The organism is Streptomyces sp. NPDC051315 (assembly GCF_044455165.1).
Taxonomy (GTDB): domain Bacteria; phylum Actinomycetota; class Actinomycetes; order Streptomycetales; family Streptomycetaceae; genus Streptomyces.
In genome coordinates this window covers 105,914-120,833 of the sequence record NZ_JBITEN010000018.1, presented here as the reverse complement: position 1 = coordinate 120,833, position 14,920 = coordinate 105,914, and the positions used below count along the sequence as shown (strand labels likewise).

Below are 14,920 nucleotides of genomic sequence, written 5' to 3'. Positions count from 1 at the left end.
ACGGGACAACGGGAATCTCCCGGGGTACTCGTGCGTTGTGCAGTATGACCGCCGAACAGGCATCCCCAACGACGTAAGGACCCAATGACCTCCTCTTCTTCCCCTTCCCAGGACACCAAGCGCCTCGCGCACGCCTACCCCGAGGGTCTTCGGGCCGATGCCCTGATGGAAGAGGACGTCGCCTGGAGCCTCGAGATCGACGGAGAGCGGGACGGCGACCAGTTCGACCGCTCCGAGCGCGCGGCCCTGCGCCGCGTCGCGGGCCTCTCCACCGAGCTCGAGGACGTCACCGAGGTCGAGTACCGTCAGCTCCGCCTGGAGCGGGTCGTGCTCGTCGGCGTCTGGACCTCGGGGACCGTACAGGACGCGGAGAACTCCCTCGCGGAGCTCGCCGCCCTCGCGGAGACCGCGGGCGCTCTCGTGCTCGACGGCGTGATCCAGCGCCGTGACAAGCCCGACGCGGCCACCTACATCGGCTCCGGCAAGGCCGACGAGCTGCGCGACATCGTGCTGGAGACCGGCGCGGACACCGTCATCTGCGACGGTGAGCTCAGCCCGGGCCAGCTGATTCACCTCGAGGACGTCGTCAAGGTCAAGGTCATCGACCGTACGGCCCTGATCCTCGACATCTTCGCCCAGCACGCCAAGTCCCGAGAGGGCAAGGCGCAGGTCGCGCTCGCGCAGATGCAGTACATGCTGCCGAGGCTGCGAGGCTGGGGTCAGTCGCTGTCCCGTCAGATGGGCGGCGGCAAGGGCGGCGGCCTCGCCACCCGTGGTCCCGGTGAGACCAAGATCGAGACGGACCGGCGTCGGATCCGCGAGAAGATGGCGAAGATGCGCCGGGAGATCGCGGAGATGAAGACCGGCCGCGAGGTCAAGCGCCAGGAGCGCAAGCGCCACAAGGTGCCGTCCGTGGCCATCGCGGGCTACACCAACGCCGGCAAGTCCTCGCTGCTCAACCGCCTCACGGGCGCGGGCGTCCTGGTCGAGAACGCCCTGTTCGCGACCCTGGACCCGACCGTGCGCCGGGCCGAGACCCCGAGCGGCCGCCTGTACACGCTGGCGGACACCGTCGGATTCGTCCGGCACCTGCCGCACCACCTGGTCGAGGCGTTCCGCTCCACCATGGAGGAGGTCGGCGAGTCCGACCTGATCCTGCACGTGGTGGACGGCTCGCACCCGAACCCGGAGGAGCAGCTGGCCGCCGTGCGCGAGGTGATCCGGGACGTCGGCGCCACCGACGTGCCCGAGATCGTCGTGATCAACAAGGCGGACGCGGCCGACCCGCTGACGCTGCAGCGGCTCATGCGGATCGAGAAGCGCTCCATCGCGGTCTCGGCCCGCACCGGCAAGGGCATCGACGAGCTGCTCACGCTCATCGACGACGAGCTGCCGCGGCCCTCGGTCGAGATCGAGGCGCTCGTGCCGTACACGCACGGCAGGCTGGTCGCCCGTGCCCACACCGAGGGCGAGGTGATCTCCGCGGAGCACACGGCGGAGGGCACGCTGCTGAAGGCGCGGGTGCACGAGGAGCTGGCAGCGGACCTCGCGCCGTACGTCCCGGCGCAGCTCGGCTGACACCTCCCCCTACGGAGTGCGAAGGCCCCGCCCCCAACTCGGCGCGGGGGCGGGCCTTCGGTGTGTTCGAGTCTCACTGACCGCCGTGGGTCTCGCTCATGTTCTCGTACAGCGCCTGGGCCTCCTGGCCGAGCTGCGGGCCCGCCAGCCAGGTGTTGTCGGTCGGGCCGATCGAGGTGTTGGAGACCAGTTCGGTCTTGCCGTCCACCATCCGGAACCAGCCGCCGCCGGACGAACCGCCGGTCATGGTGCAGCCGATGCGGTACATCGTCGGCAGCGCCGGGCTCAGCGACAGCCGCCCGGGCCGGTCGACGCACTTGAACATCTTCAGCCCGTTGTACGGCGCCGCCGCCGGGTAGCCCCAGGCGCCCATCGCGTCGACCTCCGTCGCGGGCGGCGCGGAGAAGTCGACGTCCAGCGCTCCGCCGAGGGTCTCCTCCAGCGACTTGGAGCCGGACTCCGGCGTCACGTGCAGCACGGCGTAGTCGTACGCGGCACCCGCGCCGCCCGTGTCCGAGCCGCCCCGGATCCACTGGTTCGACGTCGACGCCCAGTCGGCCCACCAGTTGCCGTAGGGGGCGATCTCCGAGGCCGTCGCCTTGCCCAGCTGCGCCTCGCTCTTGCCGAGGTCGTTGTAGGCCGGGACGAAGACGATGTTGCGGTACCAGCCGCCCTCGCCACCGGCGTGGACACAGTGGCCGGCCGTCCAGACGAGGTTCGACCTGCCCGGGTGGTTCACGTCCGAGACGACGGTGCCCGAGCAGACCGCCGTGCCGGCGGGGGTGTCGAAGAAGACCTTGCCGACCGGGGCCGCGTTCTCGTGGTACGGCGTCTTCTCGGCCGCCGCGTCGACGGGCGCGGGCTCCGGGTCGCTGACGCCCTGGTCGGCGGCGGTGTCCTTCGTCGTGACCGTCTTGTTCGCCTCCTTGGCGGAACGCATCCGCTCCGGCTTCCACAGGCCTTCGATCACCGGGTTGACGAAGTCCTTGGCCTCACTGAGCCACTTGTCCTTGTCCCAGTCCTTCCAGCCGCCGTTCGCCCAGTCGTCGACGTCGATGCCCTGCTTCCTCAGCTTGTCGGCGATGCCGGAGGGGACGCGGACCTTGCCGTCGCCGGTGTCGGCGGACTGGGACGCGGTGGCCGAGGCGTCGGCCCGGGTGTCGGCCGAGCCGCCGCAGGCGGTCCCGGTCAGTGCCAGGGCCGCGGTGAGCCCGGTGGCCACAAGGGTGCGCCGTCGGCCGCGCCGATGTGCGACGGGCGTGCGTGTGGAGCGCATGGTGCGATGTCCCTGTCCCCCGTTGAAACGCTGTATGTCATGTTCTTGTCAGGCGGTGGTGCCTCCGGACCGAGACCATCGGAGGCAGCACCCCACTATGCCCGGGGAATCCGGGACGAACGGCGGTGAGGTGGTGAAAGGTCCCGTCAGACACCCCACCGCCGTCGATCACTGCCCGGCGAACTTCTCGCTCACCGAGTCGTACACGCCCTTGGCCGCCTCACCGAGCCGCGGCCCCGCGAGCCAGCCCGCGTCCACCGGGCCGATCGAGGTGTTGGACACCAGCGCCGGCTTGCCGTCCGAGCCCGTCGCCACCCAGCCCCCGCCGGACGAACCACTGGTCATGGTGCAGCCGATGCGGTACATCGTCGGGTCCGAGGCGTTGAGCGACAGCCGGCCCGGCTTGTCCTGGCACTGGTACAGCTTCTGCCCGTCGTACGGCTCCGCGGCCGGGTACCCCGTGGCGGTGATGCTCGGCACCTTGGTGACGGCCGGCGCCGCGAAGTCCACCGGCAGCGCCGAACCGACCGTCTCCTCCAGCGACTTGCCGGAGCCACCCTCCTCGGGCGTCACATGGATGACGGCGAAGTCGTACGCGGCCCCGTCACCGCCGGTCGGCCCGCCCTGCTCGATCCACTGGTCCGAGGTCTGCGCCCAGTCGCCCCACCAAACCCCATACGGCGCCGCCTCCTCCCTGGTGGCGGTCTGCAACTCCGCGGCCGACTTGCCCTCGTCGTTGTACGACGGCACGAACGCGATGTTGCGGTACCAGCCGCCCTTCTTGCCGGCGTGCACGCAGTGGCCCGCCGTCCACACCAGGTTGGACTTGCCGGGGTGGGCCGGGTCCTGCACGACCGTCGCCGAGCAGACCATCGTGCCCTCGGGGGAGTCGAAGAACACCTTGCCCGCCTCGGGAGCGTTGGCGTGGTACGTGGGCGACACGGCCGTCGCGTCCACCGCCGCCGGCGTCGGGTCGGTCACGCCCTGGTCGTCGGAGAGGTCGCTGTCGTCGACGCCCCGGTCCGGGTCCTCGGCCTCGCGCATCCGGTCCGGGTCCCACAGGCCCTCGATGATGGGGTTGATGTAGTCCTGCGCCTCACGCAGCCAGTCGTCCCTGTCCCAGTTCTTCCAGGCGCCGTTCCGCCACGTGTCGAGGTCGATCCCGTGTTCCTTGAGCCGGTCCTTGATGTCGTCCGGGATCGTGATCTTCCCGTCGCCGTCCGCCGGGGCGGACGCGGTGGCCCGGCCCTCCGTGTTGGTGTCACCCGAGTCGCAGGCGGTCGCGGTGAGGGCGAGCGCCGAGACGAGGGCAACGGCGCCCAGTACGGGGGAAGTCCTGCGGCGGGCGTTCCTCCCCCGGCGAGTGGTGAACGACGGCCGTATGGATCGCATGGTCTGACTCCCCCTGCTGTCAACGAACTTGGTGCGGTGCTGTTCCCCGCCGCGGAACTCATGGTGATCTCAGGCCCGGTTCACACGGGTCTCACGGCCTGGTGGAACGGCATCACACGATATGCGTTCGCGACGGGGGACTCCCGACGGAACGGCAACGGTTCGGCTACAAGCCGTCTGACCTGGAACGTCCCGGGGTCGACCGGGTTCGGCGCCTTGTCGCGTCCGATCCCGTCGGGTCGGCAGCCCCGGCCTCTCTCCTACGCGCGTGTCCGGGGGCGCAGGCCAAGGGCCCGGCCGAGCCCGAGAAGTGCCCCTCACTCCGGGGCACCCACGCGGCACGGCCGGGCCCACCGGCCCCTCCGCCTCAGTGACGGGCCGCCTCACCGGCGCGCCGCACGCCGGCCACGGCCACCACGGCGCCGATGACGCACAGCACGCCGGCGACCTGCACCGCGGTGTGCACGCCGTTCATGAAGGCCTGGTGGCTTCCCTCGAGGACGGCGGTCCTGAGCTGGGCGGGCATGTCACCGGTGACCGGGGCGACGCCCATGGCCACGGCGTCCTTCGCCTCGTGCAGGCCCTGTGCCGCGGGCACGGGCACCCCGGCGGAGGTCAGCTCGCCGGTGAGCGTGGAACCGACCCGGCTGCTGATGAGCGACACCAGCACGGAGGTGCCGAGCGCGCCGCCGACCTGCAGTGCGGTCGCCTGCAGTCCGCCCGCCACGCCGCCGTCCCTGACCGGCGCGTTGCCGACGATGGCATCGGAGGAGGAGGCCATGACCATGCCCACGCCCAGGCCGAGCGCGATGAACGGCAACCACATCGCGGCGTAGGAGGAGTCCGCGCTCCAGCCGAGCATGGCGAAGCAGGCGATCGCCTGCAGCACCATGCCGAGCGGCATGGTGAGCCGCGGCCCGAACCGGTCCGTGAGCGCGGCGCCGAGCGGGGAGGCCACGACCGAGGCCAGGCTCAGCGGCAGCGTGCGCACACCCGCTTCCACGGGGGTGAAGCCGCGCACGTTCTGCAGGTAGAGCATGACGAAGAAGATCACGCCGAGGAGGACGAAGAAGTTCAGCGCGGTGATGACCGTGCCGATGGTCAGCGCGGGACTGCGGAACAGGCGCATGGGCAGCAACGGCGCGGCCACGCGCGTCTCGTACCAGCCGAAGACCCCCAGGACCAGCACGCCCGCCGCGATCGCGCCCAGGGTGCCGCCCGAAGTCCAGCCCCACGTCTCACCCTTGACCACACCGAACACGACGGCGAGCAGACCGAGGGCCAGCAGGACGACTCCCGCGATGTCGAACTTCTCCTGCGCGGCGGCCGTGTTCCTGCTCTGCGGAAGGACGACGGCGCTGAAGACGAGCGCGATGACGCCGATGGGAGCGTTGATGTAGAAGACGGACTCCCAGTTGACGTTCTCCACGAGCAGACCGCCGACGATGGGGCCGAGGGCGGTGGAGACCGAGGACACCATGGCCCAGATGCCGAGCGCCATGCCGAACTTCTTCGGCGGGAAGACGGCCCGCAGCATGCCGAGGGTGTTGGGCATCAGCAGGGCGCCGAAGAAGCCCTGGAACGCGCGGAAGACGATGACGCCCGTGATGGACCCGGAGAGTCCGATGGCGACGGACGCGACGGTGAAGCCGACGACGCCGACCAGGTAGAACGTACGGCGCCCGAAACGGTCACCCAGCTTGCCGCCGAGGATCAGCGCCGCGGCGAGCGCCAGCAGGTAGGAGTTGGTCACCCACTGCAGGTCGGCGGTGGACGCGTTCAGGTCGCGGCCTATCTCGGGGTTGGCGATCGACACGACCGAACCGTCGAGACCGACCATGAAGAGGCCGAAGGCGACGGCGACGAGCGTCAGCCACGGGTTGGCCCGCATACCGCAGGGCGGGTCCTCGGACGGGGCTTCGAGCGGTGAGGGGGAGCTCATGGTGGCGGAGGGCATGACTGTGCCTGTCCTTCGTATGGCATGGGGAGGCGCGGACGGAACTCGGCCCGACCGCGGGAAAGGGGGAATGACGAGACCGGGCGACCGGCGCATGGGTGACCGGAGCGCGAAGGGAGCCGGCCCGCAGCACGCCTGCCGGGTCCACAGGGGGGACCCGGTGCGCGTGATCAGCGGGCGGAGTGGTGGAGGTGCCGGTGAAGCACCTCGAGCGCGCCCAGAGCGGAGCCGAGGGCGCCCCGTTCGCCGTCGGTCATGGCGCGCAGCGCGTGCGCGATGTGGGCGCCCATCAGCTGCGCTACCTCGGCGAGTCGCTGCCGGGCGGTCGCCGTGAGGTGCAGATGCGCGATCCGCTTGTCGGCGGCGTCCTGCCGACGCTCCACCAGCCCCTGTTCGGTCAGCTGGGTGACCAGCGCGCTGACGTTGTTCGGCTTCATCAGCAGGGCCTCGGCCGCGGCGCGCACGGTGACGCCGTCGTTGGCCTCGACGTGCCGCAGCAGCGCGAGCTGGGCCTCGGAGGGCTTGGGGTGCGGGTAGTCCCGGTCGATCTGCCGCTCAAGGGCCCGGGCCAGCGCGGGCAGGCACGCCACGAGGCCCGCGGCCACATGGTCGATGTCCTGTGCGGACGCGCTGTGCTGGGGCATGTCAGCAGCATAGGTAAAAAGACATACCTATGTCAACATACCTAAGTGTCCCGCCGGTCGGTCAGGCCCCGACGGATGCGTGGCCTCCTGTCGGACCGATCGCACTGGAGCGCTGTGCCCGTGGCCGACCGGTGACGCCGGGAGCGGGGGCGGGGGCGCCGAGGGGCCGGTGAAATGCAGGCCGACGAGGTTGGCCGGGTCGAGGGGGGGGCGGTCGGGTCGAGGGGTCGGCCTCGTGGGGGGATAAGCGCGGGGGCGGTGCCGGCGCCGCCGACTCGGCAGGGCGGTCCCTGTGCCACACGAGACGCCGGCCACGGTACGCGGCGACGGGGGAGAGGCGGTCGCCGATGGATGTCAGCCCGAGCCCGCGGAGTGGACGTCGACCCGGCCGAGGTGGCAGCTGTCTCAGTGCGTCGCGGCAAGGGAATTCGGGGTAACCCGTAACCCGGTGGACCATCCGGGGTTGGTAGCCGTGGAGCCTGCCGCCTGCTTGCGGCCCTCCGTGCGGGAATCCACCGAGGGTGCGGGGAAGCCGTTTTCCTCGCGGTCGACTTCCTCGCGGTCGACGGACACGACGTCGGCCCTGGCGTTCCGCGACGCACCAACTCGCCTGTGGACAGCGGGAGGACAGGGAGCCGTGGCCGTGACCGAGCCTGTACCTGGAGAAGCGTCCTCGGGACGCTCCGGTGGTGGGGACGCTGCTACGGCGGCGGCCCGTGCCGGGGTTTCCGACGCGCGGGGCGACGGAGGCGAGGGCGCCTGCGCCGGTGGCGGCCCGCTGGGCGGGCGGCCGGCGCACGAGGGCATTCTGCGGCGGCAGTCGGCGCGCGAGTCGGCGGCCCGTACCTACGCGCGCGCCCTGCCGATCGTGCCCGTGAGGGCACGCGGGCTGACCATCGAGGGCGCCGACGGCCGCCGTTACCTCGACTGTCTCTCGGGCGCCGGCACCCTGGCACTGGGCCACAACCACCCCGTCGTGCTGGAAGCCATCCGCAAGGTCCTCGACTCCGGCGCGCCCCTGCACGTCCTCGACCTCGCGACCCCCGTCAAGGACGCCTTCATCACCGAACTGTTCCGCACCCTGCCCCCCGGGCTCGCCGGCCACGCACGCGTGCAGTTCTGCGGACCGGCCGGCACGGACGCGGTGGAGGCCGCGCTCAAGCTGGTCCGGGCCGCCACCGGCCGTACGGGTGTCCTGGCGTTCACCGGCGCCTATCACGGCATGACCGCCGGATCCCTCGAAGCCTCCGGTGGTGCCTTCGACGTACGGGTGACGCGCCTGCCCTACCCGCAGGACTACCGCTGCCCGTTCGGCGTCGGCGGCGAAAGGGGTGCCGAACTCGCCGCCCGCTGGACCGAGTCCGTCCTCGACGACCCCAAGTCCGGTGTACGCCCGCCGGCCGGGATGATCCTCGAACCCGTCCAGGGCGAGGGCGGTGTGATTCCCGCACCGGACACCTGGATGCGGCGCATGCGGCAGATCACGGCCGACCGGTGCGTCCCGCTCATCGTCGACGAGGTCCAGACGGGTGTCGGCCGGACCGGTGCCTTCTGGGCGGTGGAGCACAGCGGGGTCACCCCCGATGTCATGGTCCTCTCCAAGGCGATCGGCGGCAGCCTGCCCCTGGCCGTCATCGTCTACCGCGACGACCTCGACGTCTGGGAACCCGGCGCCCATGCGGGCACCTTCCGCGGCAACCAACTCGCCATGGCCGCCGGCACGGCCACGCTCGCCTACGTCCGCGCCAACAATCTCGCCGACCGCGCGGCCACCCTCGGCGCCCACCTGCTGGACCGACTCCGGCGGCTGGCCCGGGGCATCCCGTGCATGGGGGATGTGCGGGGGCGGGGACTGATGATCGGAATCGAGATGGTGGACCCCGAGGGCGAATACGGCGGCAGCGCGCCGGGATGGGCCGGCGTGAGTGAGGGCGGGTGGGAAGACCGTGCCGGGCGAGGGGACGCACCCGGGCTCGGGTCCGGGTCCCTGACCGCGGTCGCGGCGGACCCTGCCCGGATGGGGGGACCGCCTGCGGCTGCCTCGCCGGGGCTCGACCCGCCGGCCCTGGGGATGACCATCCCGAGGGAAGCCGCCCGTGGTCCTCGCCCCGCCGCCCCGGACCTGGCCCTCGCGGTGCAGCGGGAGTGCCTGCACCGGGGCCTGATCGTCGAACTCGGCGGACGCCACGCAAGCGTCGTGCGTCTGCTGCCGCCCCTGACGATCACCGACGAGCAGGCGGCCGCCGTCCTGGACCGGCTGGCGGACGCGCTGGAAGCGGTGGCCCGCGCCCACGCCGGCCGCACGGGCCGGGCCGGCCAGGGCCGGTCGAGCCCACCACGACAGCCGACCGGCCCACCCGCGCCGCCCCCGACCTCTGCCGACGGCACGAGGTAACCCGGGCGATCGCCCCACATTCCTCCTACGTCCCCCAAAACCAGCGGCCGCCGGTGTGCGACAACGCTTCCGTGCTCCGCGAGCGAGCCGGCGCACGGGCCACTCGGGGGCCGTTCCGTCCCGCGGAGCAGGTCGCCCCGGGCCACCGCTGCCGAACACCCACCTCTCGATGGGGAGCCCTCCGTCCACCGACCGGCGAAGCCACCCCCGTAGCACCCCGCTTCGTCGCCGACCCAGCCGATCCCACCCGACGAGGAACGACCTTGAACACGTCCCGCCAGCCTGCCGGATCCGCCCTCCGGGCAACCGCCACTTGCCCCGCATCGGCGTCGACCTCCTCCGTCCCGTCATCGGTTTCCGCTCCACCGCTCCCGGCACCCCGCCACCGGGGAGACACCCCGCACGCCGAACCGCCGCATCACCGACCGCCACACCACGCCGTCACCGATCTCGTCGATCACGCTGCCGCGCTCGCGGCGGCCCAGTCCGCGGCAGTGGAGAACCTGCTGCGCTGCTGGGTGCGCGAGACCGGCCTGTCCACCTCCGGGGACGGCACGCTGCGCATTCCGCTGCCCGCCACCGGAACCTCCCTGCTCACCCCCGTCCACTACTGGTCACCGACGGGCTGCCACCGCCTTGGCCTCCCGCGCCTGGCAGACGCTCCGGAACACTCCCCGCCCGCGGACGCGACCACGGTCGCGGCCCTGCTGGCCCGAGAGACGCTCCGGGCGCACGGCACGACCGCGGTCACCACCCAGGAGCGCGTCGGCGAAGGGCTGGAGGTGCTCGTCGACCAGGGGGGCACCGCCTCCTCAGACCCGGCACCCCGCCTCGCCGGCACCCCCGCCCACCCCTCCACATGCGGAGACGGCATCGATCTCGTCGCTCGCGTCGCCGACTCCGTCCGCCGTACCGCGGCCTTCATCGGCGCCCGCCGGGAACACCCGGCCGACGAACCCGATCTGTTCCTCTCCGCCGAACAGGCACTGCTGCTCGGGCATCCCTTCCACCCGACCCCCAAGAGTCGCGAGGGTCTCTCCGACGCCGAAGCAGCGCTCTACTCACCTGAGCTGCACGGCTCCTTCCCCTTGCACTGGCTGGCCGTCGCCCCCTCCGTACTCGCCGCCGACTCCGCCTGGACCGAGCGTGGCCGCCCCGTCCCCGCGGACGGGCTGACGGCCCGACTCGCCGACCCCGGGCTGCCGCTCCCGGACGGCCACGCCGCCCTGCCCCTGCACCCCTGGCAGTGGGACGAGGCCCGCCACCGTCCCGAGGTCGCCGCCCTGCTCGACGCAGGACTGCTCCGAGACCTCGGCGCCCACGGACTCCCGTGGCATCCCACCTCCTCCGTCCGAACCGTCTACCGCTCCGGCGCCCCGGCGATGCTCAAACTGTCGCTGGGACTGCGCATCACCAACTCCCGCCGCGAGAACCTCCGCAAGGAACTCCACCGCGGTGTCGAGGTGCACCGCCTGCTCCGCACCGGCCTGCTCCAGCAGTGGCAGGCAGCCCATCCGGGCTTCGACATCGTCCGCGACCCGGCCTGGCTCGCGGTCGACGGACCGGACGGAGTGCCGGTGACGGGCCTCGACGTGGTGATCCGGCACAACCCGTTCACCCCGTCCGACGACGTCTCCTGCATCGCCGCCCTCGTCGCTCCTCGGCCGTCCGTCCGACGGAACACCGAGCGAGACGTCCGGGGAGACATGCAGCGAGGCTTTCCACGAAGCGAACAGCGGAACGCCGAACCCGGCGATCCCACATCCGAGGTGCCACTGGCCGCCCAGGACCGGGCTCCCTGCCTGCCGTCCCGGCTCGCCGAGCTCGTCACGCACCTCGCTCGCAGGACAGGCCGCCCGCGCGGGACCGTGGCCACCGAGTGGTTCCTGCGCTACCTGGAGAAGGTCGTCCGCCCGGTGCTGTGGCTGGACGGTGAGGCAGGCATCGCCCTCGAAGCACACCAGCAGAACACGCTCCTCCTGCTGGACCCCGACGGCTGGCCCGCCGGCGGACGCCACCGAGACAACCAGGGCTACTACTTCCGTGCGTCCCGCCGCGCGGAACTCGACGCGCGACTGCCCGGAATCGGCGAACACAGCGACACCTTCGTCTCCGACGAGGTCACCGACGAGCGCTTCGCCTACTACCTCGGCATCAACAACGTGCTCGGACTCATCGGCGCGTTCGGCTACCAGCGGCTCGCCGACGAACACGTGCTGCTCGCGGCCTTCCGACGCTTCCTCACCGAAGCCGCCCGCGGCCCCGCTCGGTTGCGCAGTTCACTGCCCGCCCGTCTGCTCGACTCACCCGTCCTGCGCTGCAAGGCCAATCTGCTGACCCGGTTGCACGGCCTCGACGAACTCGTCGGTCCGGTCGACACCCAGTCCGTGTACGTCACCATCGCCAACCCCCTGCATTCCTGAACCGCTCGCCTTCCTGTCACCCACTCGCCTACTCACCACTCACCCATTCCCTTCGGCCCCTGAGGCCCTCGTCCCCTCCCGCCTTCAGAGAGGAGCCACACTGTGCCTCCCACCGACACCGAGGACAGGCTGGACCTGCGTCCGCCCGCCGCCGACCCGCTGGACCACGTCGGCGACTGGGGGCCGGCTGTCACTCCGGCCGGCACCTTCCGTTTCGTCCCCGTGCGGATCGAGAGGGACCTCCACCTCATCGGCAGGTGGATGAACGACCCCGCTGTCGCCGCGTTCTGGGACCTGGCGGGCCCCGTCGGCGTGGTCGAGGAACACCTGCGCCGCCAAATCGACGGTGACGGACGCAGCGTTCCGTGTCTCGGCGCGCTGGAGGGCACCCCGATGAGCTACTGGGAGATCTACCGGGCCGACCTCGACCCGCTGGCCGACCACTATCCGGCCCTACCGCACGACACCGGCATCCACCTCCTCATCGGCGGTGACGCCGACCGCGGGCGAGGACTCGGCGGCATCCTGCTCAGAGCCGTCGCCGGCCTCGTACTCGACATGAGACCCGCCTGTGCGCGCGTCATCGCGGAACCGGACCTTCGAAACACCCCCTCCCTGGCCGCCTTCCTCAGAGCCGGCTTCCGGTTCTCCGCCGAGGTCGACCTGCCCGCCAAGCGAGCAGCCCTCATGGTCCGAGACCGACAACCGCCTCTGCTGTAGTGACCCTCCGCAGTCGTGCCGTTACAAGTTGAACGCCGCGGGTCGCGAACCAGTTCCCGGGAGCCCGGAAAGCCGACCACTTTTTCTCGCGAGCTGCTCGCTCGGCCTCACGGCCCATTGCCCAGCCGACCCGCTCACCTCATCCGCCGGACTCCTCGGTCCTGTCGGCCCACTCACCTCACCCGCCGGATTGTCTAGCTCCGGTCGCCCCACTCACCTCATCCGCCGGACTTCCTCGCTTCCGTCGCCCCGCTCACCTCACCCGCCGGAGTGCCCCGCCGAGTGTCTCGCTCCATCCACCGATACCGCTGCTCCCGCCCCCTCCCCAACCACCGATGCGAGAAGCTCCCGACCTTGACCGTCTCCGTCCTCACCCCTGACCACCTGCATGACCACACGTTTGTCAGTCCCGCGCCGTAGGGTGGTCGCGCTATGACGAAGCCCTCACTTCCCGAACTCCTGCATGCCGCCGTCGCCGCCGTCGGCGGTACGGAGCGCCCTGGCCAGGTGACCATGGCCGAAGCCGTCGCCGAGGCGATCGACGACGGCTCCCATCTGCTGGTCCAGGCCGGCACCGGCACCGGTAAGTCGCTGGGGTACCTCGTGCCCGCGCTCGCGCACGGGGAGAAGGTCGTCGTGGCGACCGCCACGCTGGCGCTGCAACGTCAGCTCGTCGAGCGGGATCTGCCGCGCACGGTCGACGCGTTGCATCCGCTGCTGCGCCGCCGACCGGAGTTCGCGATGCTCAAAGGCCGGTCGAACTATGTGTGCCTGCATCGTCTGCACGAAGGCATGCCGCAGGACGAGGAGGAGGGACTCTTCGACCAGTTCGAGGCCGCCGCTCCCACCAGCAAGCTCGGTCAGGACCTGCTGCGGCTGCGCGACTGGGCGGACGAGACCGAGAGCGGAGACCGCGACGACCTGACGCCCGGCGTCTCCGACCGCGCCTGGGGTCAGGTGTCGGTCTCCTCGCGGGAGTGTCTGGGCGCCTCGAAGTGCGCGTACGGAGCCGAGTGCTTCGCGGAGATGGCCCGTGAGCGCGCCAAGCTGTCCGAGGTCGTCGTCACCAATCACGCGCTGCTGGCCATCGACGCCATCGAAGGTGCCCCGGTCCTGCCGCAGCACGAGGTGCTGATCGTCGACGAGGCGCACGAGCTGGTGTCGCGAGTCACCGGAGTGGCCACCGGCGAGCTCACCCCGGGCCAGGTGAACCGCGCGGTGCGCCGGGCGGCGAAGCTGGTCAACGAGAAGGCCGCCGACCAGCTCCAGACCGCCGCCGAGGGGTTCGAGCGGCTGATGGAGCTGGCGCTCCCGGGCCGTCTGGAGGAGATCCCGGAGGACCTCGGTTACGCCCTCATGGCGCTGCGCGACGCCGCACGCACCGTCATCTCCGCGATCGGCGCGACCCGCGACAAGTCCGTCCAGGACGAGGACGCGATCCGCAAGCAGGCGCTCGCCTCCGTGGAGACGGTGCACGACGTGGCGGAGCGGATCGTCAACGGCTCCGAGTACGACGTCGTCTGGTACGAGCGCCACGACCGCTTCGGCGCCTCCCTGCGCGTCGCCCCCCTGTCCGTGTCCGGCCTGCTGCGGGAGAAGCTCTTCGCGGACCGTTCCGTGATCCTCGCCTCGGCGACCCTGAAACTGGGCGGGGACTTCAACGGCGTGGGTGCCTCGCTCGGCCTCGCCCCGGAGGGCACGCAGGGTGAGGACGTCCCGCAGTGGAAGGGCATCGACGTCGGCTCGCCCTTCGACTACCCGAAACAGGGCATTCTGTACGTCGCCAAGCATCTGGCGCGCCCCGCGCGGGACGGCGACCGCGCGGACATGCTGGACGAGCTGACCGAACTGATCCAGGCGGCCGGCGGGCGCACCCTCGGCCTCTTCTCGTCCATGCGGGCCGCTCAGCTCGCCGCCGAGGAGCTGCGCACGCGGATCCCCGAGTTCCCCATTCTGCTGCAGGGCGAGGAGACGCTCGGCGAGCTGATCAAGAACTTCGCGGCGGACCCCATGACCTGCCTCTTCGGCACGCTGTCGCTCTGGCAGGGCGTGGATGTTCCCGGGCCCAGCTGCCAGCTGGTGGTCATGGACAAGATCCCGTTCCCGCGCCCGGACGATCCACTGATGAGTGCCCGCCAGAAGGCGGTGGAGGACGCCGGCGGCAACGGCTTCATGGCTGTCGCCGCCACGCATGCCGCGCTGCTGATGGCCCAGGGCGCGGGCCGGCTCGTGCGCGCGTCGGGCGACCGCGGCGTGGTCGCCGTACTGGACCAGCGGCTGGCGACCGCCCGGTACGGCAGCTACCTGAAGGCGTCCATGCCCGACTTCTGGTACACGACGGACCGTAACCAGGTCCGCAAGTCACTGGCTGCGATCGACGCGGCGGCCAAGAAGGCGGAAGCGGAAGCACAGTGAGGGGTGGGGGGGGGGGGGGGGGGGGGGGGGGCCCCCCCCCCCGGGGGGGGGCGGGGGGGGCCCCCCGGGGGGGGGGGGGGGGCGGGGGCGGGGGGGCGAGGAACACGAAACAGGCCCCGG

General features: G+C 71.6%; 9 protein-coding genes. 5 read left to right on the top strand and 4 right to left on the bottom strand.

Annotation, left to right across the window (positions count from 1 at the left end):
* The first annotated feature begins 84 nt into the window (after positions 1 to 84).
* Positions 85 to 1,578: a GTPase HflX gene (gene hflX, locus ACIBBD_RS29920; protein ID WP_399422680.1), complete on the top strand. Its 1,494-nt coding sequence runs from the start codon at positions 85 to 87 to the stop codon at positions 1,576 to 1,578.
* A gap of 73 nt (positions 1,579 to 1,651) precedes the next feature.
* On the opposite strand, the gene ACIBBD_RS29915 is transcribed toward hflX, so the two are convergent.
* The 4 genes from ACIBBD_RS29915 to ACIBBD_RS29900 all read right to left on the bottom strand — a co-directional run bounded on the left by ACIBBD_RS29915 (position 1,652) and on the right by ACIBBD_RS29900 (position 6,847).
* The gene (locus tag ACIBBD_RS29915) at positions 1,652 to 2,854 is read right to left on the bottom strand and encodes a trypsin-like serine peptidase (protein WP_399422679.1); all 1,203 of its coding nucleotides are present in this window, start codon (positions 2,852 to 2,854) and stop codon (positions 1,652 to 1,654) included.
* Between the two features lie 168 nt (positions 2,855 to 3,022).
* The gene (locus ACIBBD_RS29910; protein ID WP_399422678.1) at positions 3,023 to 4,246 is read right to left on the bottom strand and encodes a trypsin-like serine peptidase; all 1,224 of its coding nucleotides are present in this window, start codon (positions 4,244 to 4,246) and stop codon (positions 3,023 to 3,025) included.
* A gap of 367 nt (positions 4,247 to 4,613) precedes the next feature.
* Positions 4,614 to 6,203: an MFS transporter gene (locus ACIBBD_RS29905; RefSeq protein WP_399422677.1), complete on the bottom strand. Its 1,590-nt coding sequence runs from the start codon at positions 6,201 to 6,203 to the stop codon at positions 4,614 to 4,616.
* Between the two features lie 170 nt (positions 6,204 to 6,373).
* Positions 6,374 to 6,847, bottom strand: a complete 474-nt coding sequence (locus ACIBBD_RS29900; RefSeq protein WP_399422676.1) for a MarR family winged helix-turn-helix transcriptional regulator — start codon at positions 6,845 to 6,847, stop codon at positions 6,374 to 6,376.
* A 778-nt stretch (positions 6,848 to 7,625) separates the two neighbouring features.
* On the opposite strand from ACIBBD_RS29900, the gene ACIBBD_RS29895 reads away from it, so the two are divergent.
* The 4 genes from ACIBBD_RS29895 to ACIBBD_RS29880 all read left to right on the top strand — a co-directional run bounded on the left by ACIBBD_RS29895 (position 7,626) and on the right by ACIBBD_RS29880 (position 14,800).
* Positions 7,626 to 9,242 (top strand): diaminobutyrate--2-oxoglutarate transaminase family protein, encoded by a 1,617-nt coding sequence (locus ACIBBD_RS29895; RefSeq protein WP_399422730.1) that lies wholly within the window; start codon positions 7,626 to 7,628, stop codon positions 9,240 to 9,242.
* 263 nt (positions 9,243 to 9,505) lie between these two features.
* A complete protein-coding gene (locus ACIBBD_RS29890) occupies positions 9,506 to 11,665 on the top strand; it encodes an IucA/IucC family protein (RefSeq protein WP_399422675.1) in 2,160 nt (719 codons plus the stop codon).
* A 102-nt stretch (positions 11,666 to 11,767) separates the two neighbouring features.
* Entirely contained in the window at positions 11,768 to 12,385 is a 618-nt protein-coding gene (locus ACIBBD_RS29885) for a GNAT family N-acetyltransferase (RefSeq protein WP_399422674.1), read from the top strand.
* A 432-nt stretch (positions 12,386 to 12,817) separates the two neighbouring features.
* On the top strand, positions 12,818 to 14,800 hold the full coding sequence (locus tag ACIBBD_RS29880) for an ATP-dependent DNA helicase (RefSeq protein ID WP_399422673.1): 1,983 nt from the start codon (positions 12,818 to 12,820) through the stop codon (positions 14,798 to 14,800).
* The last annotated feature ends 120 nt before the right edge of the window (positions 14,801 to 14,920 follow it).